The 22,661-nt window shown below is 52.6% G+C and carries 20 protein-coding genes; 9 read left to right on the top strand and 11 right to left on the bottom strand.

Annotation, left to right across the window (positions count from 1 at the left end):
* Positions 1–169: 169 nt before the first annotated feature.
* Both ytxJ and M3194_RS23645 read left to right on the top strand, forming a co-directional pair.
* A complete protein-coding gene (gene ytxJ / locus M3194_RS23650; RefSeq protein ID WP_251656550.1) occupies positions 170–511 on the top strand; it encodes a bacillithiol system redox-active protein YtxJ in 342 nt (113 codons plus the stop codon).
* A 278-nt stretch (positions 512–789) separates the two neighbouring features.
* A complete protein-coding gene (locus tag M3194_RS23645) occupies positions 790–948 on the top strand; it encodes a hypothetical protein (RefSeq protein ID WP_251656549.1) in 159 nt (52 codons plus the stop codon).
* Between the two features lie 263 nt (positions 949–1,211).
* Here the strand turns inward: M3194_RS23645 and M3194_RS23640 are convergent, their stop codons facing one another.
* A complete protein-coding gene (locus tag M3194_RS23640) occupies positions 1,212–1,883 on the bottom strand; it encodes a hypothetical protein (protein WP_251656548.1) in 672 nt (223 codons plus the stop codon).
* Between the two features lie 1,152 nt (positions 1,884–3,035).
* On the opposite strand from M3194_RS23640, the gene M3194_RS23635 reads away from it, so the two are divergent.
* Positions 3,036–3,197 (top strand): hypothetical protein, encoded by a 162-nt coding sequence (locus M3194_RS23635; protein WP_251656547.1) that lies wholly within the window; start codon positions 3,036–3,038, stop codon positions 3,195–3,197.
* 36 nt (positions 3,198–3,233) lie between these two features.
* Here M3194_RS23635 and M3194_RS23630 read toward each other — a convergent pair whose 3' ends face one another.
* The 4 genes from M3194_RS23630 to M3194_RS23615 all read right to left on the bottom strand — a co-directional run bounded on the left by M3194_RS23630 (position 3,234) and on the right by M3194_RS23615 (position 10,345).
* The gene (locus M3194_RS23630; protein ID WP_251656546.1) at positions 3,234–5,354 is read right to left on the bottom strand and encodes a glycoside hydrolase family 36 protein; all 2,121 of its coding nucleotides are present in this window, start codon (positions 5,352–5,354) and stop codon (positions 3,234–3,236) included.
* Positions 5,355–5,452: 98 nt separating this feature from the next.
* Positions 5,453–6,766, bottom strand: a complete 1,314-nt coding sequence (locus M3194_RS23625) for an ABC transporter substrate-binding protein (protein ID WP_251656545.1) — start codon at positions 6,764–6,766, stop codon at positions 5,453–5,455.
* Between the two features lie 176 nt (positions 6,767–6,942).
* Positions 6,943–8,583 carry a response regulator gene (locus M3194_RS23620; protein WP_251656544.1) on the bottom strand — a complete coding sequence of 547 codons (1,641 nt, stop codon included), beginning with the start codon at positions 8,581–8,583 and terminating at the stop codon, positions 6,943–6,945.
* A complete protein-coding gene (locus M3194_RS23615; RefSeq protein ID WP_251656543.1) occupies positions 8,576–10,345 on the bottom strand; it encodes a sensor histidine kinase in 1,770 nt (589 codons plus the stop codon). The genes M3194_RS23620 and M3194_RS23615 overlap by 8 nt, the downstream gene beginning before the upstream one ends.
* A gap of 266 nt (positions 10,346–10,611) precedes the next feature.
* On the opposite strand from M3194_RS23615, the gene M3194_RS23610 reads away from it, so the two are divergent.
* The 6 genes from M3194_RS23610 to M3194_RS23585 all read left to right on the top strand — a co-directional run bounded on the left by M3194_RS23610 (position 10,612) and on the right by M3194_RS23585 (position 17,689).
* Positions 10,612–11,502, top strand: a complete 891-nt coding sequence (locus M3194_RS23610; protein WP_251656542.1) for a carbohydrate ABC transporter permease — start codon at positions 10,612–10,614, stop codon at positions 11,500–11,502.
* Positions 11,502–12,335, top strand: a complete 834-nt coding sequence (locus M3194_RS23605) for a carbohydrate ABC transporter permease (RefSeq protein WP_251656541.1) — start codon at positions 11,502–11,504, stop codon at positions 12,333–12,335. The genes M3194_RS23610 and M3194_RS23605 overlap by 1 nt, the downstream gene beginning before the upstream one ends.
* Before the next feature lie 305 nt (positions 12,336–12,640).
* Complete coding sequence (locus M3194_RS23600) at positions 12,641–14,242, top strand: sensor domain-containing diguanylate cyclase (RefSeq protein WP_251656540.1); 1,602 nt, start codon at positions 12,641–12,643, stop codon at positions 14,240–14,242.
* A 519-nt stretch (positions 14,243–14,761) separates the two neighbouring features.
* Complete coding sequence (locus tag M3194_RS23595; protein WP_251656539.1) at positions 14,762–15,568, top strand: alpha/beta fold hydrolase; 807 nt, start codon at positions 14,762–14,764, stop codon at positions 15,566–15,568.
* 193 nt (positions 15,569–15,761) lie between these two features.
* Positions 15,762–16,982, top strand: a complete 1,221-nt coding sequence (locus M3194_RS23590) for an MFS transporter (RefSeq protein WP_251656538.1) — start codon at positions 15,762–15,764, stop codon at positions 16,980–16,982.
* A gap of 92 nt (positions 16,983–17,074) precedes the next feature.
* Positions 17,075–17,689: a PH domain-containing protein gene (locus M3194_RS23585; protein ID WP_251656537.1), complete on the top strand. Its 615-nt coding sequence runs from the start codon at positions 17,075–17,077 to the stop codon at positions 17,687–17,689.
* Between the two features lie 59 nt (positions 17,690–17,748).
* Here M3194_RS23585 and M3194_RS23580 read toward each other — a convergent pair whose 3' ends face one another.
* From M3194_RS23580 to M3194_RS23555, 6 genes are all read right to left on the bottom strand, one after another.
* Positions 17,749–18,774, bottom strand: a complete 1,026-nt coding sequence (locus M3194_RS23580; RefSeq protein WP_251656536.1) for a cation diffusion facilitator family transporter — start codon at positions 18,772–18,774, stop codon at positions 17,749–17,751.
* A gap of 164 nt (positions 18,775–18,938) precedes the next feature.
* A complete protein-coding gene (locus M3194_RS23575; RefSeq protein ID WP_127499156.1) occupies positions 18,939–19,070 on the bottom strand; it encodes a DUF4023 domain-containing protein in 132 nt (43 codons plus the stop codon).
* Between the two features lie 74 nt (positions 19,071–19,144).
* On the bottom strand, positions 19,145–19,882 hold the full coding sequence (locus tag M3194_RS23570; RefSeq protein WP_285889491.1) for an amino acid ABC transporter ATP-binding protein: 738 nt from the start codon (positions 19,880–19,882) through the stop codon (positions 19,145–19,147).
* A complete protein-coding gene (locus tag M3194_RS23565; RefSeq protein ID WP_251656535.1) occupies positions 19,879–20,535 on the bottom strand; it encodes an amino acid ABC transporter permease in 657 nt (218 codons plus the stop codon). The genes M3194_RS23570 and M3194_RS23565 overlap by 4 nt, the downstream gene beginning before the upstream one ends.
* Positions 20,536–20,604: 69 nt before the next feature.
* Entirely contained in the window at positions 20,605–21,426 is an 822-nt protein-coding gene (locus tag M3194_RS23560; RefSeq protein WP_251656534.1) for a basic amino acid ABC transporter substrate-binding protein, read from the bottom strand.
* 152 nt (positions 21,427–21,578) lie between these two features.
* Positions 21,579–22,487 carry an NAD(P)/FAD-dependent oxidoreductase gene (locus tag M3194_RS23555; protein WP_251656533.1) on the bottom strand — a complete coding sequence of 303 codons (909 nt, stop codon included), beginning with the start codon at positions 22,485–22,487 and terminating at the stop codon, positions 21,579–21,581.
* Between the last annotated feature and the right edge of the window lie 174 nt (positions 22,488–22,661).

Raw genomic sequence — 22,661 nt, 5'->3', positions numbered from 1 at the left:
CCCGGAGGTAGACATAGTCAATTATTTAGTTTAGTAACGTTTGCTTTCAGCAATTGATTATACATGATGCTTGCTTGTGTGCGCATGACTTTTTGCGTATCCGGGGGTATAATACAGAAATAAGTATCTATTAAAATCTAATTAACAATAAAAAGGAGTGCATACTGTTATGACACAATACCGCGAGATCGATTCCATGGAAGGCTGGAACGAAACGTTCGAAGCTTCGAGCGACCGTCCAACCGTTATTTTCAAACACAGCACTACCTGCCCGGTAAGCGCCAACGCGTACCGCGAGTTCAATGAATATTTGAACGGCAACCCTCGTGAAGACGTTGATTACGTACTGGTTAAAGTCATCGAGTCCCGCCCAATCTCGCTGCAAATCGCGGAAGACACAGCGGTGAAGCACGAATCGCCGCAAATCATCTTCCTCGAGAAGAAAGCAAAAGTATGGTCCGCGTCCCACTGGTCCGTTACGAAAGAGCATATTACGGCTGTATTGGACTAGCCTCTATGTAAGTTGAATGCGCAGCAGTGCTGATTCCCCCGCGGGGATCGCACTGCTGTTTTTTTATTAGGTTGGAACTAGTATGCCCCAGTTCCATCGATTCCCGTTAACCAAAGTTCCGCTTTACTTTGTAACTGTAACCAACTTACCCCGCTTACGTTGGAATTCATCCAACGTAGGACTGCTCGCTTGCTGGCTAATGCTGGTTAGGTTGGATTTCATCCAGTAACTAACGCCTCCGCGAGCTGATTCCGGCGGAATGGAGGTAATTCTGCTGGATGGAATCCAATGCAGCTATTGATACTGGATTCGAGAGCACCAGCAGGTTGGATGAGATCCAACCTAGGCTGATGGCGGTACTTCAAACAAACCTGGTGCTGACTGCGTTGGAATTCATCCAACGTAGGGCTGCTCGTTTGCTGGCTAATGCTGGTTAGGTTGGATTTGATCCAGTAACTTTCGCCTTCGCGAACTAATTCCGGTCAAATGAGGCCGATTCTGCTGGATAGAATCCAATGTAGCTATAACTACTAGGCTGAGGGGCACCAGTAGGTTGGATGAGATCCAACCTAGGCTGGTGGCGGCACTTCAATCAAACCCTGGTGCTTACTGCGTTGGAATTCATCCAACGTAGGACTGCTCATTTGCTGGCTGATGCTGTTAGGTTGGATTTCATCCAGTAATTTTCGCCTAATCTCAATCACAACAGGTTCTCAAGAGCCTTTTCCGTTAATTGATAGTGGCGAATTTGAGCCCCGCGCTCGATTGGTTTTAACATCCCTTTGCTCGACAAGGACCTTAGACTTTTTCTTGCTGTACGGAAATCCACTTTTAGATAGTCGATCAAGTCTTTAGGGCGGATCCAGCGACCAAGCCGATAAGCAAATCGCAGCACTTCTTTTTCAGCTAGATGGATTGAACTCATAGGCAGATCATTCCGAATAAGTCTGGGGCTGATGACATGTTGGAGCAATGTTCTGCAGACCTCTGGACGTTGCTGCACGTCATCGTAAGAGAAATGGATCATTGTCCAGCCTTGCCCTGTAAGAAAAGTATCTCTATTGAGAGAATAACTGAACCTCTCACGATCCATATCCTTCACATGACTCTGAAAACCGTCACACTCAATGCCAAACTGGCCATATGGCGGGAGAAACGCAAAGTCGAGGAACTGCGATTTACGGTTCCAGTCATACACTTCGTACTCAGGGTGCAAATGCTCTAGGCTGCCGAAAAGTGGCCACCAGACGTTCTGCAATAACAATTTTTCAGCATGATTGTGACCTCTTGTTAAACGACCCTTCCTCTCTCCTGTTCGCAACTCCAGATGCTTCTCAATAAATTGCTTGTGCGCTACTTCAAAACCGTTCATATAATCCTCCTTTGACATAAAAAAAGAACGCCCAAGGCCTAATGGCTTTGGACGTTCTTCGTCTGATGTTATTTTACCATAATGTAGACAATTATTGCAGATGGCTCTGGCAGTCATATTGGACGTTAGATGTTGGAATTCATCCAACGTAGGACTGCTCGCTTGCTGCCTGGTGCTGGTTAGGTTGGATTTCATCCAGTAACTTTCGCCTCCACGAGCTGCTTCCGGTCAAATGAGGCCGATTCTGCTGGATAGAATCCAATGTAGCTATAGCTACTAGGCTCAGGGGCACCAGTAGGTTGGATGAGTTCCAACCTAGGCAGGTGGCGGTACTTCAAACAAACCTCGGTTCTTACTGCGTTGGAATTCATCCAACGTAGGGCTGCTCGTTTGCTGGCTGGTGCTGGTTAGGTTGGATTTCATCCAGTAACTAACGCCTCCGCGAGCTAATTCCGGCGGAATGGAGGTAATTCTGCTGGATGAAATCCAATGTAGCTATTGTTACTGGATTCGAGAGCACCAGCAGGTTGGATGAGATCCAACCTAGGCTGATGGCGGTACTTTAAACAAACCTGGTGCTGACTGCGTTGGAATTCATCCAACGTAGGACTACTCGTTTGCTGGCTAATGCAGGTTAGGTTGGATTTGATCCAGTAACTTTCGCCTTCGCGAGCTGATTCCAGCGGAATGGAGCTAATTCTGCTGGATGAAATCCAATGTAGCTATAACTACTAGGCTCAGGGGCACCAGTAGGTTGGATGAGATCCAACCTAGGCTGGTGCCGGCACTTCAATCAAACCCTGGTGCTTACTGCGTTGGAATTCATCCAACGTAGGGCTGCTCGTTTGCTGGCTGATGCTGGTTAGGTTGGATTTCATCCAGTAACTTTCGCCTCCGCGAGCTGCTTCCAGCGGAATGGAGCTAATTCTGCTGGATGGAATCCAATGCAGCTATCGTTACCGTGCTCAAGGGCACCATTAGATTGGATGGGATCCAACGTAGGACGATGGCGGCACTTAAATTAACTAGCTACTTGGCAGGTACGCACCATTAGGCTGCACCACGCGCAACTCAGGTGGATGGCGGCACTTAAATTAACTAGCTACTTGGCAGGTACGCACCATTAGGCTGCACCACGCGCAACTCAGGTGGATGGCGGCACTTAAACTAACTAGCTACTTGGCGGGCACGCACCGCTGGGCTGCACCACGCGCAACGTTAGCGGATAGCGGCCTTAAACTAACTAACAACTTGAACTTGGCCGATACGCAGCCTAGGCTGCGCGGCGGCACGAGCAAAAAGGCCACGGGATAACCCATGGCCTTCATTATTGCTGCGCCGGAGCGCGGCTTAGCCGAGCGTCAGCTCGAACAGCCGCGCGGTGCGCGGGTTCGGCAGCGTGACGCGAAGCTCGCCGGCAGCCGCGTCCCAGCTGCAGCCGGTGTCGCCTGCGGCTGCCGGGTAAGCGCAGCGCGCAGCAAGCTGCCTGCCGCTGAGCTCCGGCAGCGGCAGAGCAAGCTCACTCGCCTCGCCGCCGATGCGCCATACGGCGAGGTAGAGCTTGTCGCCGCGGCGCAGCCCAAGCGACAGCCAGTCGTCGCCATGCGCCGGCAGGCCAAGCGGCCATACAGGCAGCGCTTCGCGGATATCGCCGCGAATGACCTTGTAGTAATCGAGCGCTTCCTTCACCAGCTCGCGGCGGCGCGGGCTCAGCTCGGCCAGATGGCCGGACTGGTGAACGCGAAGCAGCAATGCGTTAACCATGTTAAAGATAACTTCCTCGTCATCGCCCTCGCGAAGCGGATACGACCAGACAGCCGCCTGCTCCGGGGTCAGCACCGCCGGCGAACCCGCTGCAATCGCAGCGTATTTCATGTAGTCCTCTTGGTCACTGGTCGACTGGATGCTATAACGGCTCAGCATCGCATAGTCCATCCGCATGCCGCCGCTGGAGCAGTTCTCGATCACCAGCTCCGGATAACGCGCGAACACGCCGTCGAGCCAGGCGAGATATGCGCGGTTATGCTGAAGCAGGCCATCGCCAACGCTATCCGCATCCGTCTCCGTTCCAACTCCCGCATTGATGTTGTAATCCATCTTAATGTAGCCAACGCCATAGTCCTCGACCAACCGGCGGATGACTTCATCCGCATGCGCGATAACTGAAGGACTGCGGTAATCCAGCTGGTAACGGCTGCGGTCCTTCACCCGCTTCCCGTGACGCATGAAGAACCAGCTGTCATCGGTATCCGCCAGCTTCGGCGAGTTGATGCCCATAACCTCAAGCTCCAGCCATAATCCCGGAATCATGCCTTTGCCGCGAATATAATCAAGCACGTACTTGATGCCTTCCGGGAAGCGCTCCTCCGATGGCAGCCACTGGCCTACGCCATCCCACCATTCGCCCGGTGCATACCAGCCCGCATCGATACAGAAGTACTCGCATCCGACATCCGCTGCCGCGTCAATAAGCGGAAGCAGCTTCTCGGTTGTTGGCGAGCCCCACAAGCAGTTCATGTAATCGTTAAAGATAACGCGGAGAAGCTTGTTATCATCATTCTCCCGGCGGATCCGGCGGCGGTACGTCGTCAGCTGTTCGGCCGCTTCCTCCATTCCGCCTTCAACGGCACCAATGGCAACCGGCACCGATACAAACCGCTCGCCCGGAGCCAGCTTCAGCCACCAATGGTTGTCATGCTCGGTTGGTCCGCTGATCAGCAGCGTCAGCCGGTCAACCTGATCGGTCAACTCCCAATGCCAGGAGCCGTTATGCTCGATCTGCCAGAACAAGCTTTCACCCGAAGCCACGTTCGACAGGACCGCCATCGGAATAAGCTCAGCCGCCGACCAGGAGCCCGTATTGCTGAACGCAAGACGCTTCGAGCCGCGGTCGATCAGATGCGACATCCCAAGCTCCGGCAGCGTGTAAGTCCGCCATTGCAGCTCGCTTTGCCAAGCGTTATGCGCAAGCGTCAGCGTCAGCTTCTCGTCGCGGTCGCCTTCGCCGTCTTTATCAAAGCCGGTTAGCGCAAAGGAAGATACGTACTCGACTCCCACTTCCTCGCCGCCGCCATTAAGCAACTCCGTCCAGCTGCGCGCCACCGAAACGCCGTCGTAGAACTGGACATGCCACTCGGCCGCAACGCCGGTTACCGGATCCTTCAATCCCAGAACCAGCTTCCGCCCCCGCTCGTTACGGGTATCAGACAAGGCGTCATAGACCATCCGAAGCCCCGGATAAGAGGCACGGTGCGTACGCCCGTGATATTCGGCCCGGTCCTCTCCGGTCAGCTGCAGCTCCAGCAGGCGGAAGCCGTCTTTTTGCTTATCCAGAATCGATTCCTCGCGCCAAGGCGAAGCGCCAAAATGAAGCAGCAGCACATCGCCATTCTCCCGTACCTCATACACCAAATGCAGGCCGTTCTCTTCAATCCTGCGTATCCCCGCTTGCGTTGCTAATTTCGTCTCCATCTCCTATTACCGCCTTCCCAGTCTCATCCTGCTAGTCGTGCCGTCATGCGAACAAAGAAAGCCCAGCGCAATTAAGCGCTGGGCCGTGAAGGTCTAGCTTATTCGGCCGACCCGAATTGCTGCCATGCAGTCTGAATTTCGTTGATGGCTTGATCTTTGGACTTGCTGCCGCCGATGTAAGCCTGCATGATTTCGCCGAACTTCTGATGGAACGTATCAAGCGAGTAGTTAACCGACAGGTCGCCGGATTTTTGCGTTTTGAGGATCTCTTCCATTTGCTTAGGCATATCCAGGTCAGGAAGCGGAGCATCCTTGATTGGAGGAATAACCTTCGCTACGTTCGAGAACCATTGTTTGCCGTAATCCGAAGTGTAGAGCCAGTTGAAGAAGTCGATCGTTTCTCTAGCCACTTTGGAATCCTTGTTAATGCGAAGCGCTTGGTCTGCGCCCGTTACGATTTGCGTTTGCTCAGGCTTGTCGCTTACAGGGTAACCGGAGATGCCGATTTGGATGTCCGGCGTAATTTTCTTGATCGCTTCCTCGTCCCATGCGCCTTTACCCGTCATGAACGCTGCTTTGCCTTGCGCAAAGTCACTCACTTCAGCGTTGCTGTCGCGCTCAAGCGGCTTGTCCGTGCCGTGCTTAACCGTCAGGTCGATGAAGTTGAAGAAGTTGTCTTTCAGCACCGGATGATCGTTAAACGTTGTTTTGCCGTCGATGAATTGTTGTACCAATTCTTTCGGCGCAATGCCCGCGTCTTCAGCAGCCGCGTTCACGTAGTGTTGGAAGATGTGCTTCCATACCCACCACTCTTTATAAGCGTTGGCGAACGGCGTGATTTTCTTCGCTTCAAGCTTCGCGATATCGTCATTCAATTCCGCGATTGTCTTAGGAGGCTCGGCAATACCCGCATCCGCCAGAAGCTTTTTGTTGTAAATCAGCGTCATCAGGTTGCCTTTAACCGGCAGACCCAATACTTTGCCGTCCGAAGACGTCATGTTGGCTTTAACTCCGTCGGTCATGGCTGCCGCAAGCGGCTCGTTTGTCAGATCGGCGCTGTATTCAGCGAATGTATCGATGTCTCCGCCGGCTGTTGTCTGGAACACGTCAGGCGTGCTGCCCGAAGCGATCTTGGATTTCAAGACTGTATTGTAATCGGCTTGCATGATTTCAAGATTGATCGTTACGTTTGGTTTTACTTTCTTGTACTCGGCGATGTATGCGTTGAACGCATCCGTGTACTCCGGAGAAGCTGTGAACATGTTAATGGTTACCGGCTTGTCCGAAGCTGCACCATTATTTGCCGTGCCGCCGTTATTAGCCGTATCGTTGCCGTTGTTGCCGCCGCAGGCAGCGAGCATACCGCCGACCAGCGCAAGGCTGAGTGACACCGAAGCAATTCTTTTGAACATTGTAACGCCCCCATTTCTCATAGTTGCCAGCGTTCTGACTTCCCGTCTTATGGGCGGGCTGTTGCTATAGCTGACCTTATGCACACGTTTATCATAATGAATACGGATCGGGATAAAAATGTACATAAGTGACTTGTTAAGGGTAAAAAAGCGGAGTCTTGCTATCCGTTCACTTTTTATCCTTCTTTGTCTGCGTTCCGGTATTCCGTCGGCGAAATGGAGAAATAATTGCGGAAGGCCTTGCTGAAATAGTTCTTATCCTTGTAGCCCAGCATCTCGGAAATATCCTGGATCTTCAGGCTTGGATCATCAAGGAGCTCCTTCGCCTTGTCCATGCGGATACGCTGCACGTACTCATGGATTCCGCATCCAAACTGCTGCTTGAACAGCTTCATTATGTATTCTCTGCTCAGAAAATATTTATCGGCGAACATCGAAATCTTGATGTCCTCATAGTACCGATTGTCGATGTACGCCTTAATGTCTCCTATCTCAAAAGGCCGATTGGCGGACTGCGTCAGGCGGATCTGCTCCAGATAGAAGTGAAGCGCATCCTCCAGCAGCTTGCTGAACTGCTCATAGTTCGCGTAATCATCGGACAAGCCCATGAAGCGCAGCGGGCGCTCTTCCATCAGAGGCAGCTTCTCTCTAGGCACGCCAAGCTCGAGCGACAGATCATTCAGCAAAATAATAAACCGGGCGAGGGCCTGATCCGCTTCCCCGATGTTGAACTGCTCCCCCGCTCCAACTTTCTTGAGTCCATCGCTAAGAATCGATCTTGCCCCCGCGGAATTCCCCGCTTCAAGCGCGGCACGGAACAGCTGAACCCTGCCGGCAATCGATGGGCTCTCTTGCGTCTGGGCAGTCCTCTGAGCGGTATTTGCTACGAAATACCCCTTCAGCGCGATCAGATTAATGCCGTTAATGGCAGCCTTGGCCGTCTCATAGGAAGAAGCAATCTGCATAATGCTGGTGCATGGCGTACCAATGCCGGCTACCGCGACAATGCCAAGCAGATCCTGCAGCGCGGCCAGCGATTTGTTCATCTGGTGCAGCGAACGGTAGGCGATATCCTCCCGGTACGCCCCCTTCATCGTCAAGATTACGATGAGCTCGCGGTCCTGCTTGGGACTAGCGAAGCTGAACGCCTGGAAGTACTCGCCTGCAATCTCGTTAAGCATATTGGCCACGGCAAAATGAAGCAGGTCCACGTCCGAATGGAACCGGGCTTGAAGCACCTTCTCCATATTCATCATGCGAAGCACGACGGCGGCGAACCGGTTATCCGGATCATCCGCGCCGATCAATGGCAGGAAGGCCTCATTTGTCTGGCTGCGGAAGCTGCGGTCGATGATCGACAGATACATCTTCTCCTTGAGCTTCGGCAAAGACATATTAAGGGTAATATTGCGGTTAATGAACTCGCTCTCCCTCACGCGGCGCGCCTCCAGGAGATCAACGGCCTTGCGGAGCGCGGCATTCAGATCATGCCGGTTAATCGGCTTCAAGAGATAGTCCACTACCTTGGAGCGGATCGCCTGCCGGGTATATTCAAAGTCGTTATAGCCGCTGATCACGATGGCAGGCAGATCCGGATAGTCCTGCTCAAGCACCTGCAGCAGCTCCGCGCCGCTCATGCCGGGCATCTTCATGTCGACCATCACGAGATCGATCGATTGCCGGGCAATAAGCTCCAGTCCCCTCTTCCCATCCGTCGCTTCCAGCACCTCGCTTACGCCAAGACCCTTCCAGTCACCAAGGATCCGGATGGCCTCGCGAAGCGGTTCTTCGTCATCAATAATTAGCACTCTATACATAAGGCCCGCCTCCTCGCGGTATTAGCATTTCCATTTCCGTACCGGACGGACTCGTCCGGATGACAAGCTGCGAGCTTGTCCCGTACAGCAGCTTCAGCCTCGTGTTCAGGTTAACAAGACCTACGCTTCCCTCTTCTTCTGCCCGCTCGTTCCAATCCGCTTCGAACGATTCGAGCACATGCTTCAGCCTGCCCGCCGTAAAGCCGGGTCCATTGTCGCTGACGATGATAAAAGCGTGACCGCCCGCAGCTCTCGCGCTGATCCTTATGGTGACGGGAGTGGAGACCATCTCGACGCCATGCTTGATCGCATTTTCCACCAGCGTCTGAAGCGACAGCTTCGGCAGTTCCAGCTCCTTCAGCTCCGGATCCCAATCGATGACCAGCTGAAGCCTTCCCCCAAACCGCGCTTTCTGCAGGGACATGTACCGCTCGATATGCAGCAGCTCTTCGCTTGCCCGGACGATGTCCTTCCCGCTGATGCAATAACGCAGCGTAAGGGCAAGCGCATCCACCATATCCGCAATATCGAAACGCTCGGCCTTCAGGGCCTTCGTTGAGATCGCCTGCAGCGCGTTATAGAGGAAATGCGGATTGATCTCCGCCTCCAGCGCTTTCAGAATCGCGTTCTTCTCCACCAGCTTCATCTTGTACCGCTCGGTAATCAGCTCATTCGTCTGGCTTACCATCTGGTTGAATTGGCGAGATAGATACGCCAGCTCGTCCCGTCCGACCACCTCGGTAGAAGCCTCGAAATCCCCGGTACTAAAGCGCTTCATCTGCTGCGACAGAAGCTTCAGCGGCCTCGTTACCGCATTCGAGAAATAGGTGATCAGAATGACGGCAAGCAGCAGGGACATCAGTCCAATCAGGAAGTTCAGATTACGGGTCGCCTTTGCCGCCGCGTACAGCTCCTCATAAGGAATCGGCTTCACCAGCTTCCAGCCCTCCTGCCCGCCTACATTGTAGACAACGAGATACTTGCTTTCGTCCGGCAGCTCCCAGGTGAGGCCATTCGTGTTCTTCCCGTCGGCGGTAATCTGCTTCAGCAGGCCGCTTTCCACCATCGACTGGTAGAACGGCTTCTCGTCCAGCGCGAACGGCACGTTATCGGAGCTTAGGAAGAACAGATGCTGCCCTTTGTTTTGCGGAATATCCTTCAGAATCTTGTCGATCGTATTCGTGTTGTAGTAGAAGGATACCATGGCCTGCGGCGCTCTGGTCGAGATCGAGCGGAGCACCCGGTGATAAGCCATGAAGCTCCGGCTGTCATCCATCTCATACCCGCGTTCCGAGTTGGACAGGAGGAAGGACTGATACGCCCGGTTTGTCTCGCTGACCATCGCCCGCTTATACCAGGACATCGACGGAATATTATCGGCCTGGCCCGACCGGATCTTGATATCGAAGTTCTCCTTGGCGATCGTGTAGTACGTCCCGCTCCCGACAAAATATAAATAAATGGCTTCCAAATCCTCATTGCTGCGGGAGAAGTACATATTGCGCAGATAGTCCTCGACGAACATTTTCGACGCGTAATTGGTCGCCGCATGGCTGATGGCAAAGGCCAGCTCATCGTAATTGACCTGCGGCAGCGACAGCTGCTCCATTCCCTTGAGGTAATCCTCCAGGTTCTTGTTCACGAGAAGCAAATTGTTAGACGTGCTGGCAATGCTGTTATTCAGCGCTTCCCGCTGCAACATCTTGAAAGAGATGAAGGTTAATGTCCCTACAACCAAAATAATGATTGTAGTAAAAAGCAAAATAAGCTTGTTCACCAAACGACCGGACACTCGCTCGGTCAGAGCGCCCCAGCCTTTCACGATATGATTTGCGATTGCTACCCACTCCCCATGCTGCTATGGCTTAAGTTCACCTTTTTACCCCTAACCGTTTGCATATATCCATTTTGGCTGCCTTCCGGCGCAATTATAATACACAGTATATCGAATAAGGCAATGATGTATAGTCGGCTGATTACAACAAGTTCACAACGCGCAAACTGACGACATCGAGAAGAGGTGCACATATGTTTAAGAAAATGGGGAGAAAAGTGAGCGAGAAAATCGAGTTCGGCCTGTTTACGCTGCCGGTTCTCATCTGTATCGCGATCGCCTTCTACATCCCGTTTGCTATGACGATCCGTTATTCCCTGACGAAGTGGAACGGGATCTCCAAGCATCCTAAATTTATCGGACTTGATAACTTCAAGCAAATTTTCCTGCATGACACGAACTTTACCCAATCGGCATGGTTCACGATTAAATACGCGATTCTGTACATTGTACTGGTGAACGTGCTTGCTATCTTGCTCGCGCTGGTACTCGACATGAAGCTCAAATCGACGACCTGGCTGCGCGCGGCATTCTTCATCCCGTACATCCTGAGCCTTGTTATCGTCGGCTTCATCTGGAAATTCATCTTCATGCAAGGCTTCGAATCGCTTGGCGCAAGCACGGGCTGGGGCATCTTCAAGCTCAGCTGGCTGGGCGAGCCGGGACTAGCCTTTATCTCCATCCTGCTCGTATCCATCTGGCAGTCGGTCGGCTTCTACCTCGTTATCTATATCGCGGGTCTGCAATCCGTTCCCGATGACCTGAAGGAAGCAGCAACTGTAGACGGAGCCGGTCCGTTCCGCCGCTTCTTCAACATTACGCTGCCATTGCTTGCACCGTCCATTACGATCTCGGTCTTCATGGCGCTGACCAACTCGATCAAAGTATTCGACGTCATCCTGTCGCTGACCGGCGGCGGACCTGGCGGCACGACCTATAGTATCGCTTATGACATTTACCGCGATACGTTCCAGAACAACCTGTACGGCTATGGCACGGCCAAAGCGCTGATCCTGTTCGTTGCCGTTCTTATCGTAACCATCATTCAATTGACGATCTTCAAACGCAGGGAGGTTGAGGCATAATGAACCGTCAATCAAAAGCCGGACGCATCATTCTTGAAATCTTGATGGTCCTCCTGTCTCTGTTGTTCCTGTACCCGCTCTTCCTTGCCATCAATAACTCCTTCAAGAGCTTTGGCGAGGTTATGACGGACGTTATCGCCCTGCCTAACAAGCTGGCGTTCGGCAACTACGAGCATGTATGGTCCTTTATCAACTATCCGAAGCTGTTCCTGAACAACTTCGTTATTACGGGCGTTGGCCTGATCGGGATTGTCTTCGTCTCGTCGATCGCGGCCTACAAGCTGGCGCGTACCAAAACGAAATGGAGCGGCCTCTTGTACCTGCTGTGCATTTTGCCGATGCTCATTCCGTTCCAATCGATCATGCTTACCGTTCTTCAGCTCTCGAAGGATCTTCACATTACCGAGAGCACTTGGGGACTTGGCCTTCTGTACTGGGGCTTTGGCGCACCGCTGGCCGTATTCATCTACCACGGTTTCGTAAAAGGGATCCCGAAAGAAATTGACGAAAGCGCAACAATCGACGGCGCTTCCGGCTTCCGCCTCTTCTTCAGCGTGATCTTCCCGCTGCTGAAATCGGTAACGACAACCATCGTCATCATCGACGTCATGTGGATGTGGAACGACTTCCTGCTTCCGCTCCTCATGGTTAACGGCTCGCCGGATACGAAGACGCTGACGCTTGCGGCCTACACCTTCGTTGGCCAATATACGTCGGACTGGCAATACGCTATGACCGCCATGGTAATGGCTGTTCTGCCATCGATCATCGTGTTCATCTTCCTGCAAAAATATATCGTTAAAGGCGTTGTAGCCGGCGCCGTTAAAGGTTAATGACGTACATGCCCATCTGTTCCTTCCGCATTCTTTTATGCGGCTGGACGGATGGGCATTTTGCATGTCGGTATGGAGCGTGGTTATCGATTATAATGAAGAACGACGATAGTCAGTCTATCTGCTGTGCCGCGAACGCAAAACCGTATAGTTATAGGAATGACTAAGAGCTATTCTTCCTTATCGCCTGCTAGGCTGCGATTGGGGGAAGTATAGCTCTTTTTTAGAATGATTATCGATACTTTCGACAAAAAATGATAAACTATCGGATAGTAAGATTTAGGAAGGAGCATCACCTACTATCTATGGTCAACCCGATAAGGCCGCGCAGAGGCTTCAAGCTATCGTCTATTATTTCTTTTGTGGTTATTCTATCTGTTCTTATTACGATCTTCATCAGTACGATTATCGGATATAATACCGAGCGGAAATCGCTCTTCAATAATACAATCGAAATGAACGGAATTGCCGCGCTTAACTTGAGCAAAACAACCGAATCGCTCGTGATCTCGATGCAGAAGAGTCTGAAGGTAACGGCAGATTACTTCTCGGATATCGAGCTGAGCGATAAGAATGTCCTGTCACAGCTGGATTTCTTCATGGGGACCAGCCCCTACTTCAACTCGCTGACGATCGTGAACAGCGACGGCGTTATTGTCTCTACCTCGCCGAACAATCTGAATTTAATCGGCAGCACGCCAACTTCCGAAGCGACATTGGAGTCGCTCAGGCTGAAGAAGCCTTATATTTCGAAGCCCTTCCATGCGATAACGAACCGTCTGATCGTGATGGTAAGTTCGCCGATCTTCGACCGTAACGGCAATTACAAAGGCTTTGTAGGCGGGTCTATCTATCTGCAGCAGGCGAATATTTTCCGCGATATTCTAGGCGTTCAGTCCAGCACAACAAGCGGCTCCTACTTCTATGTCGTGGATTCCTCCGGCAATCTGATCTACCATCCGGACAAATATCGGATCTCGGACAATATGAGCGACAACCCGGTCGTCCAGAAGCTGCTGCAAGGGTCAAGCGGCTCGCAGCGCGTCATTAATTCGGAAGGACAGAACTTCTTGGCGGGCTTCGCGCCCGTGCCGGCAGCCGGCTGGGGAATTGTATCCCAGACCCCGCAAGAGCATATTACCGATATTTCGGCCAACGTCATTCAAGAGATGACGAAGTTCTCCGCGCCGTTTGTGCTGTTGCTTGTCATCCTCTCGTTCTGGCTGTCCCGCAAGCTGGCCCATCCGCTTAACCGGCTCGCTACGTACGCCTCCCGCCTCTCCAGCGGGGACGACTCGCTGAAGCCGATGACCTCTGATGCCAGCTGGAACTATGAAGCGAATCAGCTCGTCGATACGGTGGCGCTTGCCTTCAACAAGCTGCGCGAGCAGAAGGAAGTGCTGCATGCCGAAGCCAATACGGATGCGCTCACGGGCCTGACCAACAGACGGACGATGGGTGCCATTACAACCTTGTGGAAGCAGCAAGGCACTCCGTTCTCCGTCATCCTTATGGACCTTGATCACTTCAAGAGCGTAAATGACCGGTATGGCCACCATATGGGCGATGAAGTTCTGAAGTTTGTGGCTGGCGTTATGGTCAGCGAAAAAAGACCGGATGATTATTGCTGCCGATTCGGCGGCGAAGAATTCACGATGCTGCTCCCCCATTCCTCGGAGGAGGAGGCCGTTCTGGTCTCCGAGCGGATTAGGCTGCGGATCGAGCAGTCCGTTACCCCGATTGGCGAATCGGTGACGATGTCGCTTGGGGTCGCGAGCTTCCCGGATGTATCCGATGAAGTATTCGAGCTGTTCAAATACGCCGACCAAGCGCTCTACCAGGCGAAGCGCGACGGCCGCAACCGCACGGTTGCGTTCAGCAGCCTGCAGAGTATGGCGCGGATCTAATGCGAGGCTGCCCTGAAGTCATGAACATGACGGAAGGGGCAGCTTTTTTCGCGCTACGGTCCCAGTGACGATAACGGGCATGTTCGACTCGTCAACCCCGCTGTAACACGGTTTTTCCTTCTTATTGGGATGCTTCAACCCCACATCGACTCGTTCACCCCGCTGTAGCACGGTTTTTCCTTCTTATTGGGCCACTCCCACCACCCCGTCTCGCACACTGAGCAATTTTGCCGCCCTCACCTCTTCCACGTTGGATTTAATACATTAAAAATGCAGCTGCTGGAGCTAATGCCCGGTTTACGTTGGATTTTGTACAGTAGAATTTAATTGAAGATTGGAAAATGCTCCATCAGAGCGATTAATATTGGATAGAATCCAATGTACGTGCATTAACTGCACCCTTATAGCCATTTTTGCTGGATAAAATCCAACGTACGCTTCCGCTTCTTCTACGGGGACGTTCTTTCACATACCTATACTACAAAGAACGATTCTAGCTAGAAGAAGGAGACTGGAGCCTTGAATTATTATATTGATGTCGAACCCGGCGTCAGCCTGTATGTCGAGGATACGGGCGTTGGACAGCCGATTCTGTTCGTGCACGGCTATCCGCTAGATAACCGCATGTATGAGTACCAAGTCGACCAACTTCCCAAGTACGGCTACCGCTGCATTCGGATGGATCTCCGGGGGTTTGGCAAATCCGATTCGCCTTGGGAAAGCTACAGCCTGGACCGGATGGCCGATGACGTGCGAGTCATCATTGATACGTTGGGATTCAAGCACATTACCCTTGCCGCCTTCTCGATGGGCGGTGCCGTAGCCGTCCGCTACATGGGGCGGCATGCCGGACACGGCGTCAGCAAGCTGCTTCTGTTCGCCGCGGCTGCTCCCTACATTACGAAGCAGCCAGGCTTCCCGCAAGGGATGCCGGTTGAAGCGCTTGACGGACTTATCGCTCTCGCGAATCGCGACCGTCCGCAAATGCTGCAGGAATTCGGCAAGCTGTTCTTCCATAACGAGCCGTCTCCGGCCTTCAGGCAATGGTTCGATTCCGTGCAGCTCGACCAGTCGCCCCGCGCCATAATCGCGTGCGGGCATACGCTGCGGGATGAGAATGTGAAGGCGGATCTTGGGAAGATCAAGGTGCCAACGTATATTTTCCACGGGGTGTATGACCGCATCTGCCCATTCGAGCTCGCCATTATCATGAAGGAGACCATTCCGAACTCCATCCTGCTGCGCTTCGACAAGAGCGGCCATGCCATCTTCTACGAGGAGCTGGATCTGTTCAACGCCTGCCTGCTCGAGGCGCTGCGGCATTAGACGAAAGCAGCTTCCGCGATAATTCCGCGGAGGCTTTTTTCTCATGAAACGAGCTTAATTATTAATGGGTTTAATCCGGTTATTGTAAGGACAAAAGTATTGTTTTTCCCTCGCAACATGGAGATTCCGTAAAATTAGGTTTACAATAAAAGAAAACCATGTACTCTGACGTACGTTTTAGGATGTGACTGAAATGACCCAACCTTACTTGTGGAAACGGAACTTGATCGTCTTGTGGATTGGCGTTTTCTTTTGCAGCACGGCCTATTCTGTATCTATTCCGTTCATTCCGCTGTTCCTGCACAATGATCTGGGAGTGAACAGCCATCTGGAAATGTGGTCCGGAATTGCGTTTGGCATTACGTTTCTCGCCAGCGCGCTGATCGCGCCTTATTGGGGATCGCTAGCTGACAAATATGGCCGCAAGCCGATGCTCATTCGTTCGGGCTACAGCTTAGCGGCACTTTATTTCATTACGTTCTTTATCCATGATCCGTATTGGTTCCTGCTGCTGCGGGTGTTCCAAGGACTTCTCGCCGGCTACGTGCCTGCCGCGATTGCTCTTGTCGCCACCAATACGCCGGAGGAGAAATCCGGCTACGCCCTTGGCATCATGGCGACCTCCGGCGCGACGGGCGGCATAATGGGCCCTCTTATCGGCGGTATGGTCAGCCATTATATCGGCAATAGGGAATCGTTTATTTTCTCGGGCTGTATCGTGCTTGTGGCCGCGCTTATCGCAACCTTCTTCGCTACCGAGCATAAATTCAACCGCTCCGGCGTACGCTCCTCCGTTCTGGATGATCTCAAGCATGCTTCGCATAACAAGGCATTCCTGGCGCTGCTTGGCATGTCCGGAATAGCGATGTTCTCGGTAATGATTCTAGAGCCGCTGCTTACGGTCTATGTGCTGCAGCTTGGGGCTAACGAGCATGATGCCTCGCTGCAATCGGGGATCGTGTTCTCCGCAGTCGGGATCGCCACCTTAATCGCCGCGCCGCAGTGGGGCAAGTTCGGCTCAAGGATCGGCTTCTCGAAGGTACTCTTTATCGGTCTGCTTGGGGGCGGCATCGGCAACTGCCTGCAGTTTTTCGTCGGCCACATTACCGAATTCGGGATACTTCGCTTTGTATACGGCCTGTTCTTCGCCGGGGTTACCCCCGCTATTAACGCGATGATCGTGAAATCTACGGAGACAAGCTTCCGCGGCCGGGCCTTCAGCCTGAATCAGTCGGCTACGCAGTTCGCCACCATGCTTGGACCGGTAATCGGGGGCGTGCTTGGCGGCGTCATTCCGATCCGCTGGGTGTTTATTATTAATGGCGTGATGCTGATAATTGCCGCCGTTCTGGTGAAGAGACAGCACATGGAGGATAAGATGGCCGCCTCCAAGGCCGCTGCCGAGCAATCTTGATCTAGGTCAGGAGAAACTAGAATATTCCCCCATCTCGCATATATAATGGTAGAGTGATTCATTCATTATATTCATGGAGAGGAATGGTAAGATTGTTCGGAAAAGTAGCTGCCGACATACTCGGCCTAAGCGATATTGGAGCGGTTATCCGCCCGGAGAATTACGACAAGGTAGATTCTGACGATTATGTGATGCATGAAGACGGGGAAAAAATATATTTTTTGATCAAGTCAAAAACCGATGAGTACTGCTTCACGAACTTCGCGCTCATTCATCTCGACGGCACCAGCGCTGTCAGCAAGAAGCGGATGCTGCACCGTTACTCCTACGCAACGAACAAGATCAGCAACGTCGCGCTGGAAACAGCAGGTACGGTCGACCTGGACGTCGAGATCAAATTCGTAATCGGTTCGGTTCCGTTCACGATTGACGTGAACAAGAAGCATATCGAGCAAGTGAAGGACTTATACAAATCCCTTATCAAAATCGCGGAAATTAACCATGAGAATGACATCAGCCTCAGCTTTGCCCGCCAAAGCCTGGAGCTCGCGTCCTCTACGTTAAGCCATGCCCATAAAGGCGACTACGATGTTGCCGATACGTTCGACAAGCTGAACAAATCCGCGTTCGCTTGGCTCGAAGGCGCTCAAAAGCAATATAAAGTGAAAGATTTCGGCCCCATCTTCGAACGGTACATTAACCTGTAATACTAGAAAAGAAGCTTCCCCTGAGCGAAGGGGAAGCTTCTTTTTGAGTTCTCCTCCAGCTACACCTGAAGCTCCATATGCCGGATGCTCGAGCTCTCTACCTGAATCGTAGAGTGACGGATGCCGAAGCGCTCCTCGACGAGCGCAATGGCAGTCTGCAGCACCTTCTGGCAGTCCGTACCGTCCGCAACTTGCAGATGGCAGCTCAAGGAGTCCAGGCCGGAGGTGATCGTCCAAATATGCAGGTCATGCACGTCAACGACGCCTTTCAGCTCGCCAAGCGCTGCCCTTACCTCCTGCTCATCCACGTTAACCGGGGTCCCCTCCATCAGAATATGGACGGTATGCTTCAGCACGCCCCAGGCACTCTTCACGATAAGCACCGCAACAACAATGGATATAATCGGATCGGCTATATTCCAGTCGAACAGGTAGATTAGAAGCCCCGCCAGCACCGCCCCCACCGAACCAAGCGCATCGCCCAGCACATGCAGGTAAGCACTGCGAACGTTCAGGTTGTTATGAACATCCCCTTTGCGCAAGAGCGCCCATGCACTCGCGAGGTTTGCGAGCAGCCCTATCGCCGCAATCACCATCATCGAGCCGCTCGCCACCGATGGCGGATCAAACAACCGCCCGATCGCTTCCCAAATGATAAAGACGGAGATGACAACAAGAGTAACACCGTTAAATAAAGCCGCCAGTATTTCAAACCGGTGAAAACCGTACGTACGCACCGCCGAAGCCGGACGCGCCGCGAACCAGACCGCCACAAGGCTGAGCACCAAAGCGCTGACATCGCTCAGCATATGCCCCGAATCGGATAACAGCGCAAGGCTGTTCGTCACGAGTCCCCCGACAAACTCCAATACCATAATGCCCGCCGTAATAATTAAGGCGATAAATAATCCAGTCTTGTTGCCTGACATATCAAAATGATGATGATGCCCGTGATGCCCATGGTCATGACCATGATTCCCTTGCCCATGGCTGTGGCCATGGTGATGGCCGGCGCTGCAGCTAGGCGAATGCTCCCCATCGGCATGCTGATGCTTTCCTTCTTGATGATGATGTTCATGACTCATAAGACAGGCACCTCTCTTTGTACATATATGAACAACTATTCATATGTTTATGATGCCGTAACCGTATTCTTTTGTCAATCCATGGATAAGCTATTCCTTCCCCATTCGCACAATCCGCCCGGTCTCGGGATGTGACCGATCATCGGGCGGAACGGATCTAATGACTATGGATTGTTGGTGTGCTGCACGTTTTGCAGCTTCTGCGATGCCTTGCCTTTGCCATAGCGGACCTGGTTCTTCTTCTGCTTGGCTTGCGTGGCATGAACCTTTGCCACAAATTCGCTAGTCGATTCCATCGTTCGAATCCCCTCCTTTGCCATTAGTAGGGTATCCGCGGAGATTTCACCTTATGCGCTCCGACAGCCTTCCGTTACAATACCTTGGATAAAAAAGCTCTCGTCCGCTCCTGCTGCGGCTCGTCAAACAGCTGCTGCGGAGTTCCTTCCTCCACAAGCATGCCCTGCTCCATAAACAACACGCGATGTCCGACCTCGCGGGCGAAGCCCATCTCATGCGTCACGATGACCATCGTCATCCCTTCTGCCGCCAGCTCCTTCATAACGGCCAGCACCTCGCCAACCATCTCCGGATCCAGCGCCGATGTCGGCTCGTCGAACAGCATGATGCGCGGCTCCATCGCCAGCGCCCGCGCAATCGCAACCCGCTGCGCCTGGCCGCCGGACAAGGAGGCCGGATAGTGCTCCGCCTTCTCTTTAAGACCAACCTTGCCAAGCAGCGACATCGCAAGCTTCTCGGCCTTGGCCGAATCCAGCTTGCGAACCTGGATCGGAGCTAGCGTAATATTGCGGAGTACGCTCAGATGAGGGAACAGATTAAATTGCTGGAACACCATCCCCATCCGCGAACGGATATCGGTAATGGCGGCCCCTGCGTCCAGCAAGGAACGATCCTCAATCCGGATCTGTCCGCTCTCCGGCTTCTCCAGTCCGTTCAGGCAGCGGAGCAGCGTTGATTTGCCCGAGCCGGACGGCCCGATAATAACAACAACTTCCCCTGGCGCCACCTGTACAGACACATCCTTCAAGACCGTATTGGCGCCAAAAGATTTGTGAACCTCTTTTACCTCAATAATAGGTCCCGCCGTCATCCCGCCACCCCTTTCTTCTCCATCCAGCCCAGCAGCTTGCTAAGCGAGTAGGTGAGAATCAAATAAATAAAGGCGGCCGCCAGATAAGGCTCCCATACACGCAAATATTGACCGCGCATGACGTTGCTCCAGTACATCAGCTCCGGTGCGGCGATTAAGGCAACAAGCGAGGAATCCTTGATGAGAACAACAAATTCATTGCCGAAAGCCGGAATCATCCGCTTCACCGCCTGCGGAAGGATGATGAACCGCATCGTCTGCGTCCCCGTCATGCCAAGCGATTGTGCCGCTTCCGTCTGCCCCTTGTCGACCGACTGGATGCCTGCCCGGTAAATCTCCGCCGTATAGGCTGCCGAGTTAAGCATAAGCGCCGTAATCGCCGCAACAATGGCATCGGTATGTCCTATGAAGGCAGGTACAAGCCCGAAATGCACGATCAAGATTTGCACATATAACGGAGTCCCGCGAAAAAAATGAATATAACCGCTTGTCGGCCAGCTGAAATACCATCTGGATGACATTTTGCCGAAGCTGACAACAAGCCCCAGGATCGAGCCTAGAACAATCGCCAGCGCGGAGATGCCAATCGTCAGCGCAGCGCCTTTGAGCAGAAGCGGTAAATAGTCGACAATAATATCGAATCGAAAATGCATGCGCTCGTCCTCCCCAAGTATGTAAAAGGCATGCGTAACAGATATCCCTCACGCATGCCTTGAGCTAGCTTACTTTGCGTTTAGCACATTGTCGACGTTCGGCTCTTCGCCGAACCATTTTTTGTAAACCTCCGTATACGTGCCGTCCTCCAGCAGCTTCTTGATCACCGGGTCCAGCTTCGCCTTCAGTTCGCTGCCGCTTGGCAGCAGAATGCCGTAGTACTCCGAGCCAAAGCTCGCTTGATCCAATACGCCCTTCAGCTTGCGCTCCGGATTGTTCTTCATATATTCGCGGACGATCGCGATGTCGGCTACCACCGCGTCTACCCCGCCCGAATCGAGCTCCAGCATCGCTACCGCATTGCTGTCGAACCGCTTCAGATTACCGTTGTCGTTGCCCATAATGCCGGCCATCAGCGTCTCTGCCGTCGTTGAGATCTGCACGGCTACCTTCTTGTCTTTCAGATCCGCCGCGCTTGCGATCGGGCTGTCTTCCTTCACCATAATCATATTGGTAGATTCAAAATAAGGGATGGAGAAGTCATAGGATTCCTCCCTCTCAGGTGTGATCGACACGCTTGAGATGCCTGCGTCATAGGTTTTGCCGGACGCCACCTCCGTCAGCATCGGGTCCCAGCCCGTGTTCGTGATCGAATACTTCAGTCCCGCTTCATCCATAACTGCCTTCAGAAAATCCACATCGAAGCCCGTGATTTTGTCCTTGTCCATGAACTCCATTGGCGCATAAGCCGCGTCCGTCGCGAACTTGTACACCTTATCCGCTTCTGCGCTGCCTCCGTTACCGTTGCTGCTTTCCTTGTTCGCGCCGCAAGCTGACATCGTCATGACAAGAATTCCTGCCGCCAGCAGTACCGATAATCGCTTCCCCATGTTCCATTCCACCCTTCTCAATATTGGCCTAGCACAAATTGAGCTGCTCGTGCAATCTATCAATCAGCTAGTAATTTATCAAAATTTTAGCAGGTAAGGAAGGAGGGTTCAACTACTTTATGTAAATTAATCTAACATTAATATAACACAGCCTAGAAATCCATATGGCTCAGTGCCGTATTCACGCTCATCGCCGCTTTGCTTCCGCCGGCAGCCGCAACGATAAGCTGGGCGGGCGATATAGTGGCCGCATCACCGGCTGAATAGACATGCTCCACCGTTGTTTTGCCATAATCATCAATTGCGAGACCTCCGCTTTCATTCAATCGGCAGCCTAGCTTCTCTGCAAAACGGATCGCGAGATACCAGTTTGACGTTACAAAACCTCCCGTACGCGCTACTTCCATTCCGTCCGCAAAGACGATTTTTTGCAAACGGCCATTTTTCCCCTTCAGGGAAGCAATCGGCTGCTCGAAGATCCGCACTCCCCGGCTAAGAAGCTTTGCCCGCTGCTGCCGCTCGAACGTACCCACGCCATTGGTGCAGATGATCAGATCCTTGCTCCAGTTGTAGACCATGGACGTCATCGAGAAGCGATGGGATTCATTCTCCGAGATGACCGCGAGCGGCTGATCCCTCAGCTCCCATCCGTCGCAATAAGGGCAGCTAAACAAGGAAGTGCCGTAATAGTCGGAGACCCCCGTTATAGCAGGAAGCTTCTCCTTGAGTCCAACCGCCAGAATAATCGTGCGCGCCTGATAGATTTCCCCATTGCTCGCCTGAACAAGGAACAGGGCATGATTCCGCCTCACCATATCAACAACCTTTGTCCGAACAACCTGGACAGAAGGGTACTTGCTTATATCTGTATGCGCCAGGCGCCTGAATTCTTCCGGCTTCACGCCGTCTCTTGTAATAAAACCATGCGACTCATGCGTTACGGCGTTCCTTGGCTTGTTATCGTCAAAGAGCACCACGCTTCGTCTTGCCCTTCCGAGGACAAGAGCCGCGTTAAGACCGGCCGGACCGCCTCCGATAATTGCGCAATCATACAGCTTCATCGCTCATCTCTCCTTAAAAGAATTGCAACGCGGGTTTGGTTGCAATTCTTACTTCGTAAGCATAGACCTAAAGAATTGCAGGGTGCTTTTCGCTGCAATTCTTACTTCGTAAGCATGGACCTAAAGAATTGCAACGCGGGTTTGGTTGCAATTCTTACTTCGTAAGCATGTTTT

The organism is Paenibacillus glycanilyticus, assembly GCF_023715145.1.
Classification (GTDB): domain Bacteria; phylum Bacillota; class Bacilli; order Paenibacillales; family Paenibacillaceae; genus Pristimantibacillus; species Pristimantibacillus glycanilyticus_A.
This window is presented reverse-complemented; position numbering and strand designations above follow the sequence as displayed.